Source organism: Microbacterium hominis NBRC 15708 (assembly GCF_001592125.1).
Lineage (GTDB): Bacteria > Actinomycetota > Actinomycetes > Actinomycetales > Microbacteriaceae > Microbacterium > Microbacterium hominis.
In genome coordinates this window covers 1-20,775 of sequence record NZ_BCWI01000002.1, presented here as the reverse complement: position 1 = coordinate 20,775, position 20,775 = coordinate 1, and the positions used below count along the sequence as shown (strand labels likewise).

At 72.7% G+C, this 20,775-nt stretch carries 21 protein-coding genes and 1 riboswitch; of the genes, 8 read left to right on the top strand and 13 right to left on the bottom strand.

Going from position 1 to position 20,775, the window contains the following annotated elements; translation table 11 throughout:
• Genes MHO01S_RS03725 through MHO01S_RS03710 form a run of 4 tightly spaced genes read left to right on the top strand, consistent with a single transcriptional unit; the run spans position 1 to position 3,515 of the window.
• Positions 1-960, top strand: coding sequence for a carbohydrate ABC transporter permease (locus MHO01S_RS03725; protein ID WP_060960740.1), 960 nt, complete (start codon positions 1-3; stop codon positions 958-960).
• On the top strand, positions 960-1,799 hold the full coding sequence (locus MHO01S_RS03720) for a carbohydrate ABC transporter permease (protein ID WP_060960741.1): 840 nt from the start codon (positions 960-962) through the stop codon (positions 1,797-1,799). The genes MHO01S_RS03725 and MHO01S_RS03720 overlap by 1 nt, the downstream gene beginning before the upstream one ends.
• Complete coding sequence (locus tag MHO01S_RS03715; protein ID WP_061781843.1) at positions 1,799-2,743, top strand: ROK family protein; 945 nt, start codon at positions 1,799-1,801, stop codon at positions 2,741-2,743. The genes MHO01S_RS03720 and MHO01S_RS03715 overlap by 1 nt, the downstream gene beginning before the upstream one ends.
• A complete protein-coding gene (locus tag MHO01S_RS03710; protein WP_060960743.1) occupies positions 2,736-3,515 on the top strand; it encodes a glucosamine-6-phosphate deaminase in 780 nt (259 codons plus the stop codon). The genes MHO01S_RS03715 and MHO01S_RS03710 overlap by 8 nt, the downstream gene beginning before the upstream one ends.
• 82 nt (positions 3,516-3,597) lie before the next feature.
• On the opposite strand, the gene MHO01S_RS03705 is transcribed toward MHO01S_RS03710, so the two are convergent.
• From MHO01S_RS03705 to MHO01S_RS03685, 5 genes are all read right to left on the bottom strand, one after another.
• Positions 3,598-4,959, bottom strand: coding sequence for an FAD-binding oxidoreductase (locus tag MHO01S_RS03705; RefSeq protein ID WP_061781842.1), 1,362 nt, complete (start codon positions 4,957-4,959; stop codon positions 3,598-3,600).
• Between the two features lie 13 nt (positions 4,960-4,972).
• The gene (locus tag MHO01S_RS03700; protein ID WP_060960744.1) at positions 4,973-5,395 is read right to left on the bottom strand and encodes a YrdB family protein; all 423 of its coding nucleotides are present in this window, start codon (positions 5,393-5,395) and stop codon (positions 4,973-4,975) included.
• Between the two features lie 38 nt (positions 5,396-5,433).
• The gene (locus MHO01S_RS03695) at positions 5,434-7,236 is read right to left on the bottom strand and encodes a sigma-70 family RNA polymerase sigma factor (RefSeq protein WP_061781841.1); all 1,803 of its coding nucleotides are present in this window, start codon (positions 7,234-7,236) and stop codon (positions 5,434-5,436) included.
• A 456-nt stretch (positions 7,237-7,692) separates the two neighbouring features.
• Positions 7,693-8,829: an N-acetylglucosamine-6-phosphate deacetylase gene (nagA, locus tag MHO01S_RS03690; RefSeq protein WP_061781840.1), complete on the bottom strand. Its 1,137-nt coding sequence runs from the start codon at positions 8,827-8,829 to the stop codon at positions 7,693-7,695.
• Positions 8,826-10,436 carry a beta-N-acetylhexosaminidase gene (locus MHO01S_RS03685; protein WP_082808021.1) on the bottom strand — a complete coding sequence of 537 codons (1,611 nt, stop codon included), beginning with the start codon at positions 10,434-10,436 and terminating at the stop codon, positions 8,826-8,828. Before MHO01S_RS03685 ends, nagA begins: the two co-directional genes overlap by 4 nt.
• 121 nt (positions 10,437-10,557) lie before the next feature.
• Positions 10,558-10,641: riboswitch (ZMP/ZTP riboswitch) on the top strand.
• A gap of 66 nt (positions 10,642-10,707) precedes the next feature.
• On the opposite strand from MHO01S_RS03685, the gene glyA reads away from it, so the two are divergent.
• Positions 10,708-11,982, top strand: coding sequence for a serine hydroxymethyltransferase (gene glyA / locus MHO01S_RS03680; RefSeq protein WP_061781839.1), 1,275 nt, complete (start codon positions 10,708-10,710; stop codon positions 11,980-11,982).
• Positions 11,983-12,102: 120 nt separating this feature from the next.
• The gene (locus tag MHO01S_RS03675) at positions 12,103-12,987 is read left to right on the top strand and encodes a bifunctional methylenetetrahydrofolate dehydrogenase/methenyltetrahydrofolate cyclohydrolase (protein WP_060960407.1); all 885 of its coding nucleotides are present in this window, start codon (positions 12,103-12,105) and stop codon (positions 12,985-12,987) included.
• A 36-nt stretch (positions 12,988-13,023) separates the two neighbouring features.
• Here MHO01S_RS03675 and MHO01S_RS03670 read toward each other — a convergent pair whose 3' ends face one another.
• Complete coding sequence (locus MHO01S_RS03670; RefSeq protein WP_231735159.1) at positions 13,024-13,866, bottom strand: cytochrome c oxidase assembly protein; 843 nt, start codon at positions 13,864-13,866, stop codon at positions 13,024-13,026.
• A gap of 151 nt (positions 13,867-14,017) precedes the next feature.
• Between MHO01S_RS03670 and MHO01S_RS03665 the strand changes: the two genes are divergently transcribed.
• Together MHO01S_RS03665 and MHO01S_RS03660 are read left to right on the top strand one after the other, a co-directional pair.
• A complete protein-coding gene (locus MHO01S_RS03665) occupies positions 14,018-14,968 on the top strand; it encodes an EamA family transporter (RefSeq protein WP_061781838.1) in 951 nt (316 codons plus the stop codon).
• Positions 14,949-15,623 carry a GntR family transcriptional regulator gene (locus tag MHO01S_RS03660; RefSeq protein WP_061781837.1) on the top strand — a complete coding sequence of 225 codons (675 nt, stop codon included), beginning with the start codon at positions 14,949-14,951 and terminating at the stop codon, positions 15,621-15,623. Before MHO01S_RS03665 ends, MHO01S_RS03660 begins: the two co-directional genes overlap by 20 nt.
• A gap of 37 nt (positions 15,624-15,660) precedes the next feature.
• Here MHO01S_RS03660 and MHO01S_RS03655 read toward each other — a convergent pair whose 3' ends face one another.
• From MHO01S_RS03655 to MHO01S_RS03625, 7 genes are all read right to left on the bottom strand, one after another.
• Entirely contained in the window at positions 15,661-16,419 is a 759-nt protein-coding gene (locus MHO01S_RS03655) for an amino acid ABC transporter ATP-binding protein (RefSeq protein WP_060960408.1), read from the bottom strand.
• Positions 16,416-17,273: an amino acid ABC transporter permease gene (locus tag MHO01S_RS03650; RefSeq protein WP_060960409.1), complete on the bottom strand. Its 858-nt coding sequence runs from the start codon at positions 17,271-17,273 to the stop codon at positions 16,416-16,418. Before MHO01S_RS03650 ends, MHO01S_RS03655 begins: the two co-directional genes overlap by 4 nt.
• 22 nt (positions 17,274-17,295) lie before the next feature.
• Positions 17,296-18,150 carry an ABC transporter substrate-binding protein gene (locus tag MHO01S_RS03645; RefSeq protein ID WP_061781836.1) on the bottom strand — a complete coding sequence of 285 codons (855 nt, stop codon included), beginning with the start codon at positions 18,148-18,150 and terminating at the stop codon, positions 17,296-17,298.
• 117 nt (positions 18,151-18,267) lie between these two features.
• A complete protein-coding gene (locus MHO01S_RS03640; protein ID WP_060960411.1) occupies positions 18,268-18,711 on the bottom strand; it encodes a hypothetical protein in 444 nt (147 codons plus the stop codon).
• A gap of 12 nt (positions 18,712-18,723) precedes the next feature.
• On the bottom strand, positions 18,724-19,413 hold the full coding sequence (locus MHO01S_RS03635) for an NAD(P)H-dependent oxidoreductase (RefSeq protein ID WP_061781835.1): 690 nt from the start codon (positions 19,411-19,413) through the stop codon (positions 18,724-18,726).
• Positions 19,410-19,862 (bottom strand): MarR family winged helix-turn-helix transcriptional regulator, encoded by a 453-nt coding sequence (locus MHO01S_RS03630; RefSeq protein ID WP_061781834.1) that lies wholly within the window; start codon positions 19,860-19,862, stop codon positions 19,410-19,412. The genes MHO01S_RS03635 and MHO01S_RS03630 overlap by 4 nt, the downstream gene beginning before the upstream one ends.
• A gap of 52 nt (positions 19,863-19,914) precedes the next feature.
• Positions 19,915-20,712 (bottom strand): transglutaminase-like domain-containing protein, encoded by a 798-nt coding sequence (locus tag MHO01S_RS03625; protein WP_061781833.1) that lies wholly within the window; start codon positions 20,710-20,712, stop codon positions 19,915-19,917.
• Between the last annotated feature and the right edge of the window lie 63 nt (positions 20,713-20,775).

Sequence of the window (20,775 nt, the reverse complement as noted above, 5' to 3'; positions counted from 1 at the left end):
ATGGCCACCACGCTGATCTCCCGTCGCTCTCCCGAGACCGACCGCCCGTCCGCGCCCGCGCCGCGCCGGCGCCGTCGCCGGGACCGCACACCGCTCGCGCTGCTGCTGCCCGCACTGGTGATGCTCGCCGTCTTCATCGGCTGGCCCCTGCTGCAGCTGATCGTCATGTCGTTCCAGAAGTACGGGCGCGAGCAGATCTTCGGCAAGCCCGCCGAGTTCGTCTGGTTCGACAACTACGTGCGGGTGCTCACCGACGCGCAGTTCTGGGTCGTGCTGGGCCGCAGCTTCGGCCTGATGATCGTCTGCGCCGCGGCCACGATGGTCCTGGGCGTCGCGATCGCGCTCATGATGAAGTCGCTCGGACGGGTGATGCGCACGGTCGTGTCGGTCGGGCTGCTGCTGGCGTGGGCGATGCCCGCGCTCACGGGCACGATCGTATGGGGCTGGATCTTCGACACGTCCTACGGCCTCGTCAACTACGTGCTCACCCGGATCACCGGGCAGAACTGGATCGGTCACAGCTGGCTGTCCGATCCGCTCAGCTTCTTCGGCGTCGCGGCCATCATCATCACGTGGGGCGCGATCCCGTTCGTCGCCTTCTCGACGTACGCGGGGCTCTCGCAGGTGCCCGACGAGGTGCTGGAGGCGGCATCCCTCGACGGTTCGAGCGCCTGGCAGCGCTTCCGGTACATCGTCGTCCCGTACATCCGCTCCATCCTGGTCGTGCTGTTGATCCTCCAGGTCATCTGGGATCTCCGCGTGTTCGCACAGATCTACGCGCTGCAGACCGTCGGCGGCATCCGCGCCGACACCAACACCATCGGCGTCTACATCTACAGCGTCTCGATGGCGACCGGCGACCTGGGCTCGGGAGGGGCGATCTCGGTGATCCTCGTCATCGTGCTGCTCGCCATCTCCGCCTACTACATCCGCACCATGCTGACCTCGGAGGACGACTGATGAGCGCCCGCACGAGGCGCGCCACCGGGCGCGTCTTCCTGAACCTCGCCGCCGTCGTCGTCTTCGTCTGCTCGGTCTTCCCGGTGTATTGGATGGTCAACACGGCCTTCCTCCCGGGGTCGGCGGTCAAGAGCGAGACCCCGCACTTCTGGCCCGACCAGTTCACGCTGCGCAGCTTCCAGGCGGCGTGGGAGGGCGGGTTCGTGCCGGCGCTGTGGGTGTCGCTGGCGGTGACGCTGCTCACCGTCGTCGCCGCGCTGGTGTTCGCATTCCTCGCCTCGATCGCCGTGTCGCGCTACCGGTTCCGCTCGCGCAAGAGCTTCATCGTGGCGATCCTCGTGATCCAGATGATCCCGGCCGAGGCGATGATCATCTCGACCTTCCGCGTGCTCGACGGCTGGCACCTGCTCAACACGGTGATCGGCCTGTCGGCCGTGTACATCGCGATGGTGCTGCCGTTCACGATCTGGACGCTGCGCGGCTTCGTCAACGGCATCCCCGCCGACCTCGAGGAGGCGGCGATGATCGACGGCTGCAGCCGCACGCAGGCCTTCTGGCGGGTGACCTTTCCGCTCCTGGCACCGGGGCTCGTCTCGACCGGCATCTTCGCCTTCATCCAGGCGTGGAACGAGTTCATCTTCGCCCTCGTCATCATGACCCGCCCCGAGTCGCAGACGTTGCCGATCTGGCTGCGCAGCTTCGTGCAGGCGACGAAGGCCACCGACTGGGCGGTCGTCATGGCCGGATCGACCCTCATGGCGATCCCGGTCATCGTCTTCTTCCTCATCGTGCAGGGCAAGATGACGAGCGGCCTGGTGTCGGGAGCGGTGAAGGGCTGATGCGACTCGGATTCGACGTCGGGGGCACCAAGACCGACGCCGTGGTCGTCGCGTCCGGCGGCGGGGACCGCGGCGAGGACATCCTCGCGCGCCTGCGACGTCCGACCGGGTGGGGAGCGGATGCCGTCGTCGCGACGATCCTCACCATGGTCGACGAGCTGGCGGATGCCGTGGGCCGTCCCGCGTCGGTGTTCAGCTCGATCGGCGTCGGCATGCCCGGGCAGGTCGCCCCCGGCGGGTCCACGGTCACGCACGCCGTCAACCTCGGCATCGACGAGCTCGACCTCGCACTCGCGATCGGGCCGCGCCTCGGCATCCCCGTGCGCGCGGAGAACGACGTGAAGGCGGCGGCCGTCGGTGCGTACGCGCTGCACGGCGCCGCCGGATCGAGCGCGATGGCGTACCTCAACCTCGGGACGGGGATCGCCGCCGGCTTCGTGCGCGGCGGGCGCCTCTGGCGCGGCGTACACGGATCGGCGGGGGAGGTCGGCCACATCTCCGTCGACCCGGCCGGCCCGCTCTGCCGCTGCGGTCAGCGCGGCTGCATCGAGGCGTTCAGCGGCGGCGCGGCCGTCGCCGAACGCTGGGCGCGTCCCGGCGCCCTGCCGGTGCGCGACGTCTTCGACGCCGCCGACGCGGGGGATGCCGAGGCGATCGCGCTCCGCCGCGGTCTCGCCTATGGCGTCGCCTCGGCGATCCGCGTGATCGTGCTCGCCGGCGACGTCGACGCCGTCGTGCTGGGGGGAGGCGTCACCGCGCTCGGCGACCGTATGCTGAGGCCTGTGCTGACCGAGCTCGAGGAGAGCGCCGCCGCATCCCCGTTCCTGCGCTCGCTGCGACTGAGCGAGCGCGTCGACCTGCTGCCGCCCGGTTCTCCGGCGGCGGCCCTGGGCGCCGCGATCGTCGGCGCCGACTCTGAGCAGGAGGCTGTCTTCCATGGCTGAAGTCGTCATCGTCCCGTCCGCCGCCGACGCGGGCGCCCTTGTCGCCGACGAAATCGTGCGCCTGATCGCGGCGCGGCCCGACGCCGTGCTGGGCCTCGCGACCGGCTCGACCCCGCTGCCCGTGTACGGGGCCCTGCGTCCCCGGCTGGAGGGCGTCGACGTCTCGCGGGTGCGCGGGTTCGCGCTCGACGAGTACGTGGGCATCGACCCGCGGCATCCCGAGAGCTACCGCTCCGTGATCACGAAGGAGGTCGTGGAGCCGCTCGGGCTCGATCCCGACCGCATCCACACCCCCAACGGCGACCTCGCGACCATCGCGCACGCGGGCGACGACTACGAGCGGGCGATCGCCGATGCGGGCGGCATCGACCTGCAGATCCTCGGGATCGGCACGTCGGGCCACATCGGCTTCAACGAGCCCGGGTCCTCGTTCGCCTCGCGTACGCGCGTGAAGACCCTCATCGAGCAGACGCGGCGCGACAACGCGCGGTTCTTCGACTCGGTCGACGACGTGCCGATGCACTGCATCACGCAGGGGCTCGGCACGATCCTCTCCGCCCGGCACCTCTTCCTGCTCGCGTTCGGCGAGGGCAAGGCCGCCGCCGTCGCGGGTGCCGTGGAGGGTCCCGTGACGTCGTCGCTGCCGGGCTCGGCCATCCAGCTGCACCCGCACGTGACCGTCGTGGTCGACGAGGCCGCGGCATCCCGCCTGGAGCACGCCGACTACTACCGCTACGCCTTCGCGAACAAGCCGGCCTGGCAGGGCCTCTGACGCCGCCCAGGGCGTTCATCCGTCCCCTGCGGTCGCGTCCACGCGCGGATGGCGACAACGAGGGACGGATGAACGGTCCGGCTCAGGGCGTGAAGACCTTGCCCGGGTTCAGGATGCCGAGGGGGTCGAACACGCGGGTGATCTGGCGCTGCAGCTCCCACTGGTCGTCGCCGAGCTCGTCGACCAGCCAGCGGCGTTTGAGGACGCCGACACCGTGCTCGCCGGTGAGCGTGCCGCCGAGGCGCAGCGCGGAGCGGAACAGATCGTCGGCGGCGCGCCAGACGACCTCCGGCACCTCGTCGCCGTCGAAGATGAAGTTGGGGTGCAGGTTGCCGTCGCCCGCGTGGCAGACCGTCGGGATCACGAGGTCGTACTCGCGCTCGATGCGCGCGATCTCGTCGAACATCGCCGGCAGGGCGCTGCGGGGCACCGAGACGTCCTCGATGAGGGTCGTGCCCATCGCCTCCATCGCCGGATGCATCGAGCGACGGATCGTCCACAGCAGCTCGGCGTCCGCATCGTCGCGGGCCGTTCGGACCTCGCCGCCGGCGGCGGCGAGGGTGGCGGCGATCGCCTCGGCCTCGTCGGATGCCGACGGGCCGTCGGTCTGCACCGTGAGCTGCGAGGCGCCGGCGGGCGGCGCGGGCAGCGACAGGAGCCGGTGGACGGCGGCGAGGCACGCGGCATCCATCAGCTCCATGATCGAGGGCTGCGCGCCCGCCGCGGTCACCGCGGAGGCAGCCGCGGCCGCCGCGCGGACGTCGGGGAACAGCGCCGTGAGGGTGCGCGTGCGCCCGGGAACGAGGCGGCGCAGCTTCAGGGTCGCCCCCACGACGACGCCGAGGGTGCCCTCCGAGCCGATCACGAGGGCCGTCAGGTCGAGCCCGGTCACGCCCTTGACGCTGCGGTGTCCGAGGTGCAGCAGCCGCCCGTCGGCGAGGACGACGTCGACGCCGAGGACGGCGTCGCGCACGACACCGTACTTCGCGCACAGCAGGCCCCCGGCGCCGGTGGCGATGTTGCCGCCGACGGTCGAGATGGCGCGGCTCGCCGGGTCGGGAGCCCACCACAGCCCGTGCGCGGCGAGGGCGTCGTTGAGATCGGCGTTGAGGATGCCGGGCTCGACGACCGCCAGGAGGTCATCGGCGCGCACCTCGAGGATGCGGTCCATCGCGCGCATCGACAGGACGATCTCGCCGGCACCCGCGTTCGCGCCGCCCGCGAGGCCCGTGCCGGCGCCCCGCACGACGACCGGGGTGCGCGTCGCCGTCGCGATGCGCATGGTCGCCTGGACGTCGGCCACGGATGCCGCGTGCACGATGGCCACCGGTGCGCCGACGGCGGCGTGACCGGACTTGTCGGCCCGCGCCGCGTCGAGGGCGGCCGGGTCCGTGTCGATGCGGTCGGCCAGCTCGGCGCGCAGGAGGTCCAGGACGGTGGTCATCGCGGTCTCCCGTCTAGGCGGCGAGGCGTCGCCGACCGACGACGAGCCCGACCGTGACGGCGACGACCGCGTAGGCGACGCCGATCCAGGCGTTGCCGCTGGTCCACCACACGATGGTCGCGGACGCGTACACGAGCAGCTCGACCAGCGCGCGCACGAACGGGTGCACCGCGAACACCGCGCGCGGGGAGACGAACAGGGCCCACAGGAGGATCGCGATCAGCGGCGTGCCGATTCCGGCGACGATGTTCCACGGGAACGGCCACGCCGTGAACCCCCAGACCGCGAGCGTGATGAACGCGAACAGCTCGGTCAGGAACGCGAGCACGTCGAGCGCGTCGAGCGACGGTCGCACGCCCGCCGCAAGAGCGCCGGCACCACTGTCCGCGCGCGGAGCTTCGGGGGCGGCGGGGCGTACGGGCGGCAGGTCGGACATGCCTGTCAGTTTACGCGGGGGCCGGGGTGGGCTGCGGCTCAGGGGGCGGGAGGCGGGCCCCAGAGGAAGACGGTGTACTCCGGGCCCAGTCGCTCGCCGTCGACGTACTGGATGGTGGCCGGCGCGTGCAGGATCTCCCGGTAGACCGCGGAGAAGGAGAAGGTCGTCCGGCCGTCTTCGTTCAAGACCTGGCGACCGCGCTCGATCCCCCCGACGACCAGTCGGACCGTCTCGCCCGGTGTTCCCGTGACGACCAGGTCGAGAGTGCCCGTCAGCGGAGTGTCGGGGCTCGGCGTGAACTCGCCGCTGACGAACCGCGGCGAGGGGTCCGCCGTGGGCGTGGGCGTGGGTGTCGGTGTCGGGGTGGGGGTCGGTGTCGGGGTCGGTGTCGGTGTCGGGGTGGGGGTCGGTGTGGGGGTCGGTGTCGGGGTCGGCGTCGGCGACGGGGTGGGCGTCGCGCTCGGGGTCGGTGATGGGGCCGGCGTCGGGGTCGCCGGCGGGGCCGCCGGGGCGGCGGGCGCGGTCGGCGTGGCACGGCGCGTCGGCGCGGACGTCGAGACGGTGTCGGGCCGCACGGATGCCGTGGGCACCGGCGTCGACGTGGGATCGGCGGAGGGCAGGGTGCTCGGTGCGGGCGCCGCAGCGGGCGGGGCGGCTGCGGCATCCCCGCCGTCGCTCGCTCCTGCGCCGGTCGTGCCCGAACCGTCGGCCGGAGCGGAGGCGCTGTTCGCGATCACCTGGGGCACGACGATCGCGGCAGCCACGGCCGCACCGGCGACGAGCACACCGGCCGCGACCAGCCCGACCACGGCTCCGGCGGCGAGTCCGCCGCCCCCGGCCGCCGCCGAGCCGCCGGCCGCGGCGCCCGCCGAGCCGCCCGCTCCGCCCGTACCGCCACCGCCGGCCGCTCCCGATCCGGCGCCGGCTGCGCCGGCTGCGCCGGCCGCCCCCATCACCGGGGCCGATCCGGGGCCCACGGTCACCGCGCCCGGCACGGTGCCCGAGGCGCCCGCCGCGAGGGCGACCAACGGTGCGGAGCCGCCTTGGAGGGTGGCGAGGTAGGCGGTCGCGGCGCCGGCGCCGATCGTCAGCGGCAGGAGCACCAGGGCCAGACGGTGCGAGACCTCGGTGGCCTCGGCGGCGACGATGGTGCAGCGCGCGCACTCCGCCAGGTGCGCCTCGAGCTTCTTGTGGTCACGCGTGCCGAGGTTGTTGCGCGCGTACGCGCCGAGGCGCTCGATCGTCCACTGGCAGTCGGAGCCGTCGGTGACGCTCTGCAGGTGGGCCTGGATCCACGCCTCGCGCAGCCCTTCGCGCGCGCGGAAGGCGAGCTGCGCGACGGCGGTGGCCTTCATGCCCAGCAGAGGGGCGATCTCGGCCGGCTTCATCTGCTCGATCTCGGTGTACCAGAGCACCTCCTGCCAGCGGGTCGGAAGGCTGCGGAACGCGCGATGCGTGAGGCTCCGATCGAGCGCCTCATCGGTGGAGTGCGCGTCGGCATCCGGATCGGGGAGCGCTTCGAGCTCGTCGATCGCCGTCTCACGGCGGGCGCGGCCCCAGCCGGCCGCGGTGTTGCGGATGCTCGTGAACAGGTACGCGCGGAAGGAGCCCGTGGGCCCGCCGCCCTTGGCGATGGCCTGATAGATGCGCGAATACGCCTCCTGGACCAGATCGTCGGCGTCGAAACTCGAGGTGATCGACGACGCGACCGTCAGCCCCGAACGGTAGTGGCGACGCCACAGTTCGGCGAACGCCTGCCGGTCGCCGGAACGCGTGCGCAGCACGAGGTCGGCGTCGGCGACGTCGGCCACGTCGGGGCGCGGCTGATCGGGGGTGTCCATGGCGGTGTCCTGTCGAGGCGGGCGTGTCGTTCGTCTTCATCGAGAGAGACGCTCGCGGCGGCGGATTATGACGCGGGTCGCGTCATCCCACCCGTATTTTCGCAGGTCCGGCTGGGCAACGGCCGATGGCCGGAACACGCCGACGGCATGCTCTCGCAAAAAGGTCGAGAAAAATCTCGCAACTCGCGTAATAGACCGCGTGAGTCCCGCTCTCTTACTGGTGAAGGACTTCCCGACACGTGCTCTCCAGGGGGATTCAGGAGCAGCGCGGTCGGGAACGGCCAGGGGAACGGAGCGATCCGTGGCCACGGACCGGAAGCGCGGGATCTCGGGGGAGGACCTGCGCGGTACCGGTGGAGGGGGTAGAGCGGGGCGGACGGCGTGGGGGCGCCGTCCGCCCCGCTTCTCGTCGAGAGCTCCGTCGGCGGTTCCGGTTCGGGCGGGGCGCCGGCGAGGTCAGACGGGGATGCCGTCGACCCACACCGACCGCACCGTCAGCCGCTCATCGAGCAGCACGGCGTCGGCGGCGCGGCCCACGGCGAGCGAACCGAATCGGTCCGCGACGCCGACGGCCCGCGCCGGGACGTGCGTGAGCGCGCCGACCGCGGTGGCCAGCGGGACACCCGCGTGCACCGCGAGGCGCAGGGCGGCGTCCTGGGTGAGGGTCGATCCCGCGATCGCACCGCCGACGTCGAGACGCGCGGTGCCGTCGGTCACCGTGACGGCGAGTCCGCCCAGCGTGTAGTGGCCGTCGGCGGCGCCGGCGGCGGCCATCGCATCGGTGATGAGGGCGATGCGACCGGGCGCCTGCGTGAACGCGAGCGCCACGACGTCCGGATGCACGTGCACCCCGTCCGCGATGATCTCCAGCGTGACGCGCTCGTCGCGGAGGGCTGCGACGACGGGTCCGGGCTCGCGGTGGTGGATGCCGGGCATGGCGTTGAACGCGTGCGTCAGGATCGTCGCGCCCGCGTCGAAGGCGGCGAACGCCTCGTCCTCCGTCGCGTTCGTGTGCCCGACGGCGACCGCGACACCCGCCGCGGCGAACTGCGACACGGCGGCGAGCCCGCCGGGAAGCTCGGGGGCGAGCGTCACCTGCCGCACGGTGCCGCGCCCGGCATCGATGAGGCGTGCGACGCCCGCGGCATCCGGCGGACGCAGCAGGCCCGGGGTGTGGGCGCCCTTGTGGCCGACGTCGAGGAACGGCCCCTCGAGGTGCGAGCCGAGGATCGTCGCGTCGGCCGCGGCGAGCCCGGCGACGACGGCGACCCGCGCGGCGAGGTCGTCGAGGGATGCCGTGACGAGCGACACCACGGCGCGGGTCGTGCCGTGGGCGCGGTGCAGCGCGCGGGCCGTGGCGATCGCCTCGGCGCCGTCGTCGAACGACGCGCCGCCGCCGCCGTGTCCGTGGATGTCGATGAATCCGGGCGTGAGCACGCCGCCCGCGCCGTCGATGACACGGTCCGCCGCGACCGCGCGCCACCCGTCGCCCGTGCCGCGGTCGCGGACGCGTCCGTCGGCGAACGCGATCCAGGCGTCGTCGGTGGCCGCGCCCCCGTCGACGAGCCGGACGGCGCGGATCACCGTCGTCATGCCGTCCCCCCGTCGGCCGCCTCGCTGAGCGGTCCTTCGCCGCGGCCGGCATCGCGGGCCGGGGCGGCCGCGACGGGCATCCAGTCGATCTCGGGCGAGGCGGTGAAGCGGATGCCGAGCGCCGCCCACAAGGGACCGAGTCCGCCGACGCGGGTGCGGAACGACTCCCAGGATCGTAGGGGCGTCGCCCCGAGGGCGGGCGACCACGCCGCCTCCGCGGCGGCGGCGATGCGCGGGAAGGCGAGGGCGTCCATGTCGTCGGCGGTGCGGGCGGTCTCGCCCCACAGCGGCGCTTCGACGCCGAGGATGTCGTCGTCGCCGATGCCGTCGACGACGCGGGCGGGGTCCCAGTCGTAGGCGCGACGGACGGTGGTCACACCGTGCGCCCAGGTGAGTCCGAGCGGCGAGTCGGGGTCGAACTTCATGTCGAGATAGATCGCGTCGGCGGGGGAGAGGATCACCTGTCCGCCGTGCCGCACGAACCCGCGGGTCTTCTCGTCCATGCCGTCGGTGGGAGAAACGAAACCCCAGTACTGCCCGATCGTGCCCGCGGCGAGGGTGGGGGAGGCCCCCGCCTCGTGCCAGGCGATGGGGGTCTTGCCGGCGTCGAGCACGAGGCGCGAGGTGCGCTCGATGTAGTGGGCGTAGTCCTCGGCATCCGTCCCGAGCGCCTCGTCGCCGCCGATGTGCAGATAGGGCCCGGGCGTGAGGGCCGCCAGCTCGGTGAGGACGTCGGCGAGGAAGGCGTAGGTCCGCTCGTCGCGGATGCGCAGCGACGAGAACCCCACCCCGATGCCCTCGTACGGGGTGCCGCTGACGGGCAGTGCGCTGGCGTCCGCCTGCGCGAGCTCCTCCAGTTCGGCGCTCAGCACCGGCTCCTCGCACAGCTCGGGGTAGGCGAGCGAGACCGCGTGCGTGTGGCTCGGGCCGTCGATCTCCGGCACCACGATCATGTGACGGGCGGCGGCGTACGCGACGACGGCGCGGTAGTCGTCGTGCGTGTAGAAGCCCCCGGCGTCACCGCCGACCGCTGTCGTCGCCGCCTTCTGGGTGAGCAGCGGTCGGGACTCCAGCTGCAGCCGCCAGCCCTGGTCGTCGGTCAGGTGCAGGTGCAGCGCGTTGAGCTTCAGACCCGCCGCCCGGTCGATGTATCCGCACACGGTCTCGACGTCGAGGAAGTGGCGGGCGACGTCGAGCATCACCCCGCGATAGGCGAAACGGGGGGCGTCGTCGATCTCCATCGCCGCGACATGCGCACCCGCGGGCCCGACCGAGATCGCCTGCACGAGCGTCTGCACGCCGTAGAAGAGGCCCGCGGCGTCGGCGCCGACCACCTCGACGGCGCTCTCGTCGCTGCGTAGCCGGTACGACTCGGCGGGCCCGTCGTGGCCGAGCGCCAGGCGGATGCTGCGACCCGACGCGACGCCGGCGGCCGCCGTGGAGGTCAGCGGGATGCCGGTGCGCACCTCGATCAGCCGGCGCAGCGCGGCGGCGGGCGTGGCGGCCTCCGTCTCGGCGAGGATCGCGACGTCGCTCGTGAGCAGGAAGGGGGCGCTGTCGGCGACGACGAGCCGCGCGGGGGCGGGGACGAGGGCGGGCTGCGACACGGTCTCTCCATTCTGCGCGGGTGTCGGGACCGAGACCAGGGGCGATGTGCTCTGTAAGGAGCCCTAACAAATCCGGCGGGGCCAGCTTAGCCGTGTGCCCGGGTCGCCGCATCCGATATGCTCGCACTGTCGCGACTGGCGTTGAGGTGGGTCACCATCGGGGAGCGACGATCACGGCAATCGACCGCACGCCTGGGCCGGCCTTCGTTTGATACAGCGGCGTGCGCGCAGCGCACACCGGCATCCACCCGACGAATGGCAGGAGACCGTCATGACCGATCCCTACTTCAACGCCCCGCTCGCCGAGGTCGACCCCGAGATCGCGCAGGTCCTCGAGCGTGAGCTCGAGCGTCAGCGCGGCTACCTCGAGATGATCGCCTCGGAGAACTTCGTCCCCGTCTCCGTGCTGCAGTCGCAGGGCTCGGTGCTGACGAACAAGTACGCCGAGGGTTACCCCGGCCGTCGCTACTACGGCGGCTGCGAGGAGGTCGACGTCGCCGAGGAGCTCGCCATCCAGCGCGCCAAGGCCCTGTTCGGCGCCGAGTTCGCGAACGTCCAGCCGCACTCGGGCGCCTCCGCCAACGCGGCCGTGCTGCACGCGATCGCGCGCCCCGGCGACACCCTGCTGGGCCTCTCGCTCGACCACGGCGGCCACCTGACGCACGGCATGAAGATCAACTTCTCCGGCCGGCTCTACAACATCGTCGCCTACGGCGTCGACCCCGAGACCTCGACGATCGACATGGACGAGGTCGAGCGCCTCGCCGTCGAGCACCAGCCGAAGGTCATCATCGCCGGCTGGTCGGCCTACCCGCGCCAGCTCGACTTCGCCCGCTTCCGCGCCATCGCCGACAAGGTGGGCGCGCTGCTGTGGGTCGACATGGCGCACTTCGCCGGTCTCGTCGCCGCGGGTCTGCACCCGTCGCCGGTGCCGCACGCGCACGTTGTGAGCTCGACGGTGCACAAGACGATCGGCGGCCCCCGCTCGGGCTTCATCCTCACCAACGACGCCGATCTCGCGAAGAAGATCAACTCGGCCGTCTTCCCGGGCCAGCAGGGCGGCCCGCTCATGCACGTCATCGCCGCGAAGGCGACCGCGTTCAAGCTCGCCGCGACCCCGGAGTTCAAGGAGCGCCAGGAGCGCGTCGTGCGCGGTGCGGCGATCCTCGCCGAGCGCCTGTCGCAGCAGGACGTGAAGGATGCCGGGATCTCGGTGCGCTCCGGCGGCACCGACGTGCACCTTGTACTCGTCGACCTCCGCGACGCCGCGATCGACGGCAAGCAGGCCGAAGACCTGCTGCACGAGATCCACATCACCGTCAACCGCAACGCGGTGCCCAACGACCCGCGTCCGCCGATGGTGACGTCGGGTCTGCGCATCGGCACCCCGGCGCTCGCGACCCGCGGCTTCGGCGACGCCGAGTTCACCGAGGTCGCCGACGTCATCGCGCTGGCGCTGCTTCCGGACGCCGACGTCGAGGCCCTGCGTACCCGCGTGGCCGCGCTGACCGCCGCGTTCCCGCTGTATCCCGGCCTCGCCCAGTAACGGCTCGCCATTCCGGCATCCCCTGTCTGCGAGACATCACCTTCGCGCCGAGACACCGTCTGCCGACGTGTGTCTCGGTGCGGGAGTGGTTTCTCGCGGGACGATTTCTGAGGAGAGAACATGACGGCACAGAAACTCGACGGGCGGGCGACCGCCGCGGCGATCAAGGCGGAGCTGGCCGAGCGGGTCGCGAAGCTGAAGGCGCTGGGCGTGACCCCCGGCATCGCGACGGTGCTCGTCGGCGCCGACCCGGCATCCCAGCTGTACGTGGGGATGAAGCACCGTGAGTCCGAGGCGATCGGCATGAACTCGATCCAGGTCGAGCTGCCCGCCGAGGCCACGCAGGAGGAGGTCGAAGCCGAGATCGACCGCCTCAACGCCGACCCGACCTGCCACGGCTACATCGTCCAGCTCCCGCTGCCGCGACACCTCGACACCGATCGCATCCTCGAGCGGATCGACCCCGCGAAGGATGCCGACGGCCTGCACCCGACCAACCTCGGCAAGCTCGTGCTCAACGTCAACGACGAGATCACCTCGCCGCTGCCGTGCACGCCGCGCGCGGTGATCGAGCTGCTGGAGCGCAACGGGTTCGCCCTCGCCGGCACGCACGTCGTGGTCGTCGGCCGTGGCGTCACCATCGGCCGCTCGATCGGGCTGCTGCTCACGCGGCGCGCGGTCAACGCGACGGTCACGCTCACCCACACGGGAACCCGCGACCTGCCCTCCTACCTGCGACAGGCCGACGTGATCGTCGGCGCCGCGGGGGTCAAGCACCTCGTGCGCCCGGAGGACGTGAAGCCCGGTGCCGCCGTGCTCGACGTCGGCGTCACCCGCGAGAGCGACCCCGAGACCGGCAAGGCGAAGGTCTACGGCGACATCGCCCCGGGCGTCGAGGACGTCGCGGGCTGGCTCTCGCCGAACCCCGGCGGGGTGGGTCCGATGACCGTGGCGCTGCTCATGACGAACGTCGTCGAGGCCGCGGAGCGCGCCGTCTCGGCCTGAGCGAGCGGGCTCCGGCCGCAACGCCCGGCGCGACGGTCAGGCGTCGGCCGTGCGGTCTCCGCGCAGGTGCGCCTGCACGAGCGCGTCGTGCTCCTCGTCGGTGAGGGCGTCGAAGCCGGCCGCCTCGACGCGGTCGCGGCGCCCCCAGCGCACGAGCAGGATGATGAGGATCGGCACGTCGGCGACCTCGGCGATGAACCACAGGAGGTCGCCGGCGAGATGCTGGTCGTGCAGCGGGTTCGGCCACCAGCCCGCGCCGGTGGCGGCCGCGACGCCGTCGACGACGGTGTCGTTGAGGCGCAGCAGGATGCCGGGGATCGAGTCGATCACGAGCTCGACGAAGGCCAGGAGGAACTCGACCGCCAGGAAGGTGCTGGTGTGGATGCCGGTGAGCGCCATGAGCGGCACCACCAGCAGCAGCCCGATGACGAGGGCGACGACGCCGATCGCCTCGCCGATCACCGGCGAGGTGCGCAGGATGCCGGCGAGCGGGGTGAGGAAGACGCAGAACACGACCGCGACGAACAGCGTCGCGAACATCGCGTTGCCGAGCACGCGGAACACGCGGCCGTCGAGGATCGCATCCAGGCGTCGGCGTCCGTCGGCGGAGAGCCCGGCGCGCAGCAGATCGAGCGGCCGGCCCAGCGAGACGAGCCCCGGCACGGCCATCAGCAGCAGCGCGATGCGCGCGACGAACGCCCAGCGGAGCTCGGCCGACCACGTGCCGAGGAAGCCGAGCTCGATGACGGCGTACGAGCCCAGGCCGAGCGTGAAGAAGAGCACGGCACGGTGGGCGGGCCAGGCGACGCCGCGCCGCGCCGCGCGGCGCATCCCGAGGGCGTAGACCAGCGCCGCGCCGACCAGCACCGCGATCGTCACGGGGTCGGCGCGCCAAGTGGTGAGAAGGGCATCGAGGGGAGGCGTGCGGCCAGCGTAGGTCGCGTGCCTATGCGTCGGCGGTGAGCGTGCGCCGCGCCTGGTCGGTTTCCCCTCGCTTCACCAGGCACAAGATTGTGTAACAATATGCCCCATGTCCCGCTCGCTCTCGGTCGTCGCCGTCCTCGTGGCCGCGCTCTGCTTCGCGACGACCGGCACCGCCCGCGCCCTCGCCGACGTGGATGCCGACGCCGTCTCGATCGGCGCGGCGCGCGTGCTCATCGGCGGCGGGCTGCTCGGCCTGATCGCCCTCGCCCGGCGCCGGCGGTTCCGCGCCGACGCGCCGCCCGCCGGTCTCGCCCCGTCCGGCACGGGGAGGCGGATGCCGAGCATCGTCATCGTGCTCGTGGGCGCGGCCGGCGTGCTGGCCTACCAGCCCACGTTCTTCACCGGCACCGGGCTCAACGGCGTCGCCGTCGGCACGGTCGTGGCCCTGGGGTCGGCGCCCGTCGTCACAGGCGTGCTCGACGCGCTCGTGCGTCGTCGACGCCCCGGCATCCGCTGGCTGATCGCGACGACCGTCGCCGTGCTCGGTCTCGTGCTGGTCTCGGGGATGTTCTCGGGCGGGGCGACGGGCGTCGCCGCTATCACGCCCGTCGGGGTCGCGGCCTCCGTGGGGGCGGGGGCCTCCTATGCGCTGTACGCGATCGCGAGCAAGCTGCTGCTCGATCGCGGCTGGACGGCGCCGGCCGCGATGGGCGCCGTCTTCGGCTCCGCCGCCGTGCTCAGCCTGCCCGTGCTGCTGTCGACGGCGACCGCGTGGCTTGCGACCAGCGCCGGGATCGCCCTGGCGCTCTGGCTCGGCGTGGTCACGGTCACCGTCGCCTACCTGCTGTTCGGCGCGGGCCTTCGCCGGCTCAGCCCGGCCACGGTGTCGACCCTGACCCTCGCCGAGCCGCTCGGCGCGACGGTGCTGGGGCTCCTCGTGCTCCACGAGCAGCTGGCACCGGCGTCGATCGCCGGGCTCGTCGTCATCGCCGTGGGCCTGGCGATCGTCGCCGTTCCCGTGCGCGAACGGGGGTCGCGTGTCTCCGCGGCGGCGTGAGCCGGCGTCGCGTCCGACCGCCGACACACGGCTGGCCGACGCCCTGCGCGCGGAGATCCTCTCGGGCGCGGCGGCGCCCGGATCGCCGCTGCGCGAAGAGGAGATCGCCCGCGCCCACGACGTGTCGCGTCACACCGTGCGGGCGGCGCTGGCGACCCTCGGCGCGGAGCGGCTCGTGCAGATCGTCCCCTACGCGGGGGCACGGGTCTCGGCGCTCGACGACGACGAGCTCGTCGGGCTGCAGCAGCTGCGGGCGGCCCTGGAGTCCGAGGCGGTGCGGATGGTCTCCGCCACCCACGGCGCGCGGTGGCCGGCGGAGGTGCGCGCGCCGATCGACGCCGCCATCGACGAGCTCGCGGACGCCGAGGCGCGCGCCGACTGGCCCGCGACGATCCGCGCCCACGCCGCCGTGCATCGGGCCGTCGTCGCGGCGTCGGGAAGCCCGCGGATCGTGCAGGCCCACGCCGCGCTCGAGTCCGAGGTGCTCCTCCTGCTCACGCACGTGCGTCCGCACTACGGTGCCGGCGCGCTGGCCGCTGAGCACCGCGCGTACGTCGACGAGATCCGCCGGGGCGGCGGCGCGGCCGTCCGCGCCCACCTCGACCACTCGACGCAGCTGATCCGCGCCGCCCGGGCCGCCGCGGCATCCCGCTGAGGCGACCCTGACGCGGCCGAGGGGGGTCGCCCGCCGCTCAGCCGGAGAAGCGGGAGAGGAACGCCCGGGTGCGCGGGTGCTGCGGGGCGGCGAAGACGGATGCCGCGGCGCCCTCCTCCACGATGACGCCGTCGTCGAGGAAGACCACCCGGTCGGCGACGTCGCGGGCGAAGGCCATCTCGTGGGTCGCCATGAGGATCGTCGTCCCCTCTGCGGCGAGGGCGCGCACGAGCTCGAGCACCTCGCCGACGAGCTCCGGATCGAGAGCCGAGGTGATCTCGTCGAGCAGGAGCACCTCGGGATCGGTCGCGATGGCGCGCACGATGGCGGCGCGCTGCTGCTGGCCGCCGGAGAGGCGGTCGGGGTGGGCCTTCGCGAAGTCGGCGAGGCCGACGCGGGCGAGGAGGTCGCGCGCGCGGTCCTCGGCCTGCGCCCGCGGCATCCGGTGCACGACGCGCGACGCGAGGGTCACGTTGTCGAGCACGGACAGGTGCGGGAAGAGGTTGTAGCTCTGGAACACGGCGCCCAGTCGCGCCCGCACGCGGTTGCCGTCGACGCGCGGGTCGGAGATGTCCTGCGCGCCCAGCCAGATGCGTCCGTCGTCGATGGGCTCGAGCAGGCCCAGGCAGCGCAGCAGCGTGGACTTTCCCGACCCCGAGGCGCCGATGAGGGCGACCACCTCGTGCGCCGACAGCGACACCGAGACGCCGCGCAGCACGTCGCGGTCGCCGAACGACTTCCACAGGTCGTCGGCGCGCAGCACGGGCGCGCCGGGGCGGTCGGCGGGGCCGGTCACAGGATCGATCCCTGCTGCTCGCGCTCGCGCAGCCGCGCCGTGTACCAGTCGGTGAGACGGATCGTCGGGATCGCCAGCAGGATGAACAGGATGCCGGCGACGACGTACGGCGTGAAGTTGTAGCTCAGCGATGCCGCCGACCGGGCGGCGGCGATGGCGTCGATCGCCCCGAGGATGGAGATGAGGCCCACGTCCTTCTGCATGGAGATGAAGTCGTTCATCAGCGCCGGGGTGACCTTGCGCACCGCCTGGGGGAGCACGACACGGCGGAGGGTCTGCACGTAGCCGAGCCCGAGTGCCCGCGCCGCGAGGCGCTGCGAGGGGTGGACGGCCTCGATGCCGGCGCGCAGCACCTCGGCGACGTACGACGAGTAGGTGAGCGTGACCGCGACGACGCCGAGCACGACCACCGGGATCCGCGTGTTCATGATGGTCGGCACGCCGAAGCCGATGAGGTAGAGCACGATGATGAACGGCAGCCCGCGGAACAGGTCGGTGTACCCGGCGGCCAGCACGCGCAGCGGGAAGAACACCGGGCCGCGGACGGTGCGCAGCACGGCGATGACCAGCGCCACCGCCGACACCGTGACCAGCGAGATGCCGAGCACCTGCAGGTTGATGAGGAACCCGTCCCAGATCTTGGGCAACGACTGCAGGGCGATCTGCGGATCGAAGAACGCCCGCTGCACGCTCGCCCAGCCGGGCGTGTTGATGACGGTGGCCCAGACGATCGCGGCGAACACGAGGCTCGAGGCGACCGCGACGAGCACCGACCGGCGCTCGCGGCCGCGTCGGAACGCGCGCCGCTCGAGCTCGAGCGCGCTCGGCGCGCGGGTGGTCGAGTGACTGGTCACAGAGCGACGTTACCCGAGCCGGTCACTGCAGCTGGGGCACACCCTCGGTCAGCACCGACAGCCACGTCTTCTTCAGCTCGTCGAGGGTGCCGTTCTCACGCAGCGTGTCGACGGCCGCGCTCACCTTCGCGGTGAGCGGCGAGTCCTTGGCCAGCAGCAGTCCCCACTGGTCGGGGATGCCGGCGGCGGGCAGCTCGCCCACGACGAACGAGTTCTCGATGTAGGGCGCGTTGACGGCGACGTAGGCCGTGGGGGTGTCCAGGACGATCGCGTCGATCTGCCCCGCCTTGAGGGCGGCCACCGCATCCTCGTTGGAGTTGTAGAGCGAGGGCGCCGTGGCCGGGGCGATCGCCTTCTCGAGGGTGGCGGCGCTCGTCGAGCCGGTCATCGCGCCGATTGCGAGCGCCTTGAGGCCCGCGATGTCGGTGATCCCCTGCGCCTTCCCGCCCTTGAGCGCCACGACCGACTGGCTGGCCTCGTAGTACGGCGTGGAGAAGTCGACCGCCTGCTTGCGCTCGTCGGTGATCGTGTACTGCTGGATGTTGATGTCGAAGTTCTTCGGCCCCGGGGCGATGGCCGACTCGAACGAGGTGCGCACCCACACGACGTCCTCCTTGGCGAAGCCGAGCTGCTCCGCCACGGCGTAGGCGACGGCGGCCTCGAAGCCCTTGCCCGAGGCGGGGTCGTCGTCGTACACGTAGGGCTCGTACGCCGTCTCGCCCGTGGCGACGGTGAGCTTGCCGGGCGTGATGTAGCCGGCATCCGCGTCCGCCGAGCCCGAAGCGGTGCCGCCCGTGCCGCCGGCGCAGCCGGCGAGGACGAGGGCGAGGGCCGCCGCGGTGGCGGCGAGGGCGGTGCGCAGGATGGGACGCGTCATGGAGACCTCCGGGTGGGATGGGCGGCACGCGGGATGCTGTGCGCGGATGCCGCGACCTCCATCTTCGCCGGACCCGCGTGCGGGGGCGGCGTCGGGCGACGCTTTGTTACGAGGTCTTCACTCTTTGCGACCGAGGCGTTCGGCGGCGCGGTCGTAGTACCGGCCGGCGCGCGCCTCGATCCTCTCGTCGATCTTCGCGTACACCAGCCAGCCGATCGCGATGATGATCGGCGGCAGCACGGCGGCCCAGAACCAGCTTCCGCCGGCGTTGACCCGGGTCAGCAGGAGGGTGATGACCCAGACGATGGCCGCGACCGCCAGCACGATCGCGCCCTGGACGAGGGCCTCGCCCGCGCGGGTGCGTTCGGAGGCCGACCGTGCGGCCGCCGAACGGAACCCCTTCTCGGCGATCGGCTTGACGATGATCTCGGCGAGGGAGAGCACGACCGAGGCCCAGATCGCGGCGACGCCGACGCGCGCGGGGGTCAGCAGGCCGATCAGCAGCAGCACGACGAGGTTGAACGCGTACAGCGACGCGAACCGGACGATCCAGGCCTTCATCCCGTCAGCGTGTCACGTCTGCGACGAGTTGGCGAGTTCGGCATCCGCCGCAGCGACGCCCGCGGTCGCCGCGCGCGGTGCCCGCCGGCGCGACGCGGCGTCGGTCCGCCCGTGGTCGGCGACACGGTCGATCCAGCCGCGCCGTGCCGTGTCGTCGCTGAAGCGGACGGGGGTGAAGCGGGAGATGCCGACGGTGCGCACGCCGCAGTACCCGAGCGTCGCGCGCGTCAGGGAGGCCTCCGCGGCCCCGCGGTACACCAGCCGGTTCCAGAAGCGCGGCGAGTCCATCGTCATGACGATGCGCGCGGTCCTCCCCGCGAGGAGGCGCTCGGACAGCGCCGAGCGCTCGCGATAGCGGAAGGTCGCGCCGGAGAGGAAGACCCGGTCGATGAAGGCCTTCAGCGCCGCGGGGGTCGTTCCCCACCACTGCGGGTGGAAGATCACGAGGTGGTCCGCCCAGAACACGTCGTCGAGGTAACGGGCGACGTCCGCGTCCAGCGGCAGGTCGTCGGGGCGGTCGGCGCGCGGGGCGCGCAGCTGGTCGCGCGAGCGCGGGTGGTCGGGGATGGGATCGTGTGCGAGGTCGATGACGCGGACCTCGGCGCCCGCGGCGCGCGCCGCGTCGACGTAGGAGCCGGCGAGGGCGTGGGTGAGGGTGTCGGGCAGGGGAGTGCCGACGATGACGAGCACACGGCGGTTCATGTGGTGCGACCTTTCGCGATGACGATCTCGGTGAGGATGCTGAGGTGGGCGTTGAGGCCGGCGGGCTCGATGCCGGCGGGGGAGTGCGCGGGGTCGAGACGGGGGTCGGCGAGCATCTCGGTGAACGCCGCCTCCAGCTCTCCGCCCGCGACGCGCACCAGCTCCGCCCCACGGGCGGTGAGGGCGAGCACGACGCGCCGGCCGTCGCCGGGCGTGGCCGTGATCCAGCCGTCGGCGACGAGTGCGGGCACGCGCTTGCTGACGGCGGCCTTCGTCACCCGCAGGCAGTGGGCGAGGCCCGTGATGTCGATGGGGGCGCGCTCGGCGAGGGTGGCGAGCACCTCGAAGAGGTTGAAGCTCACCCCGTGCCGCTCGCGCAGCCAGGCGTCCGCGAACAGGTCGAGCTCGCCCACGAGCTCGTGGAGGGTGACGGTGATGCGGTCGGCCATACTGCGAGTCAACCAGTTGACATGGTGACGTGTCAACTGGTTGACTCGGGGGTCACTGCAGACGGACGAGACGGTCGAGGTCGTCGCCGGGCAGGACGTCGGCGGTGGCCGTGACCCGCACGTCGACGAGGTCGGCGCGGCCGCTCAACACGTTGAGGAACGCCGTGTCGGCGGCATCCCGCCCCGTCGCGATGCGCACGAGCGTGTCCCGCGGCGCCAGGGTGGTGGCGTCGACGATGCGCCACGCCCCGTCGATCCAGGCCTCCGTGACCGCGTGGAAGTCCATGGGGTCCAGACCGGGTGCGTAGACCGCGACGAGCCGTGCGGGGATGCCGCGGGCGCGCAGCAGGGCGACGCACAGGTGGCTGTAGTCGCGGCACACGCCCTGGCGGGCGAGCAGCGTGCGGGTGGCGCCGTCGGTGGGCAGGCTCGACCCGCTCACGTACGACAACTCCGTGCCCACCCACGACGACACCGCGAGCAGCAGCGCGGCGGCGTCGTCGATGCCGGCGAACTCCGCCCCCGCGGTGGGCGCGAGCGCGTCGGACTCGGCGTAGCGGCTGGGGCGGCCGTAGACCAGCAGCTCGGTCTCGTCGGCGGTCAGCGGCGCGGCCGTGCCGTCGATCGTCGCCCCGTAGTCGAGCCGGAGCGTTCCGGTCGGGGCGTGCACGCGGTGCAGGCGTCCGCCGTGCGCGTCGGCGAGCTCCCGCACCGGCACGGGGGCGCCGTCGACGCTGACGCTCAGCGCCTCGGATGCCGGGGCGTACGCCGCGGACACGGCGACCGCGAACACGAGGTCGGCGGGCTCGGTGACGCTCAGCTCGATGTGTGCGGTGACGGTCCTCTGCATGGCCCCAGCCTCGCACGCGCCGGGGGCGGGTGCGCGGGGGTTGACATCGCCGCAGGGTGGCGG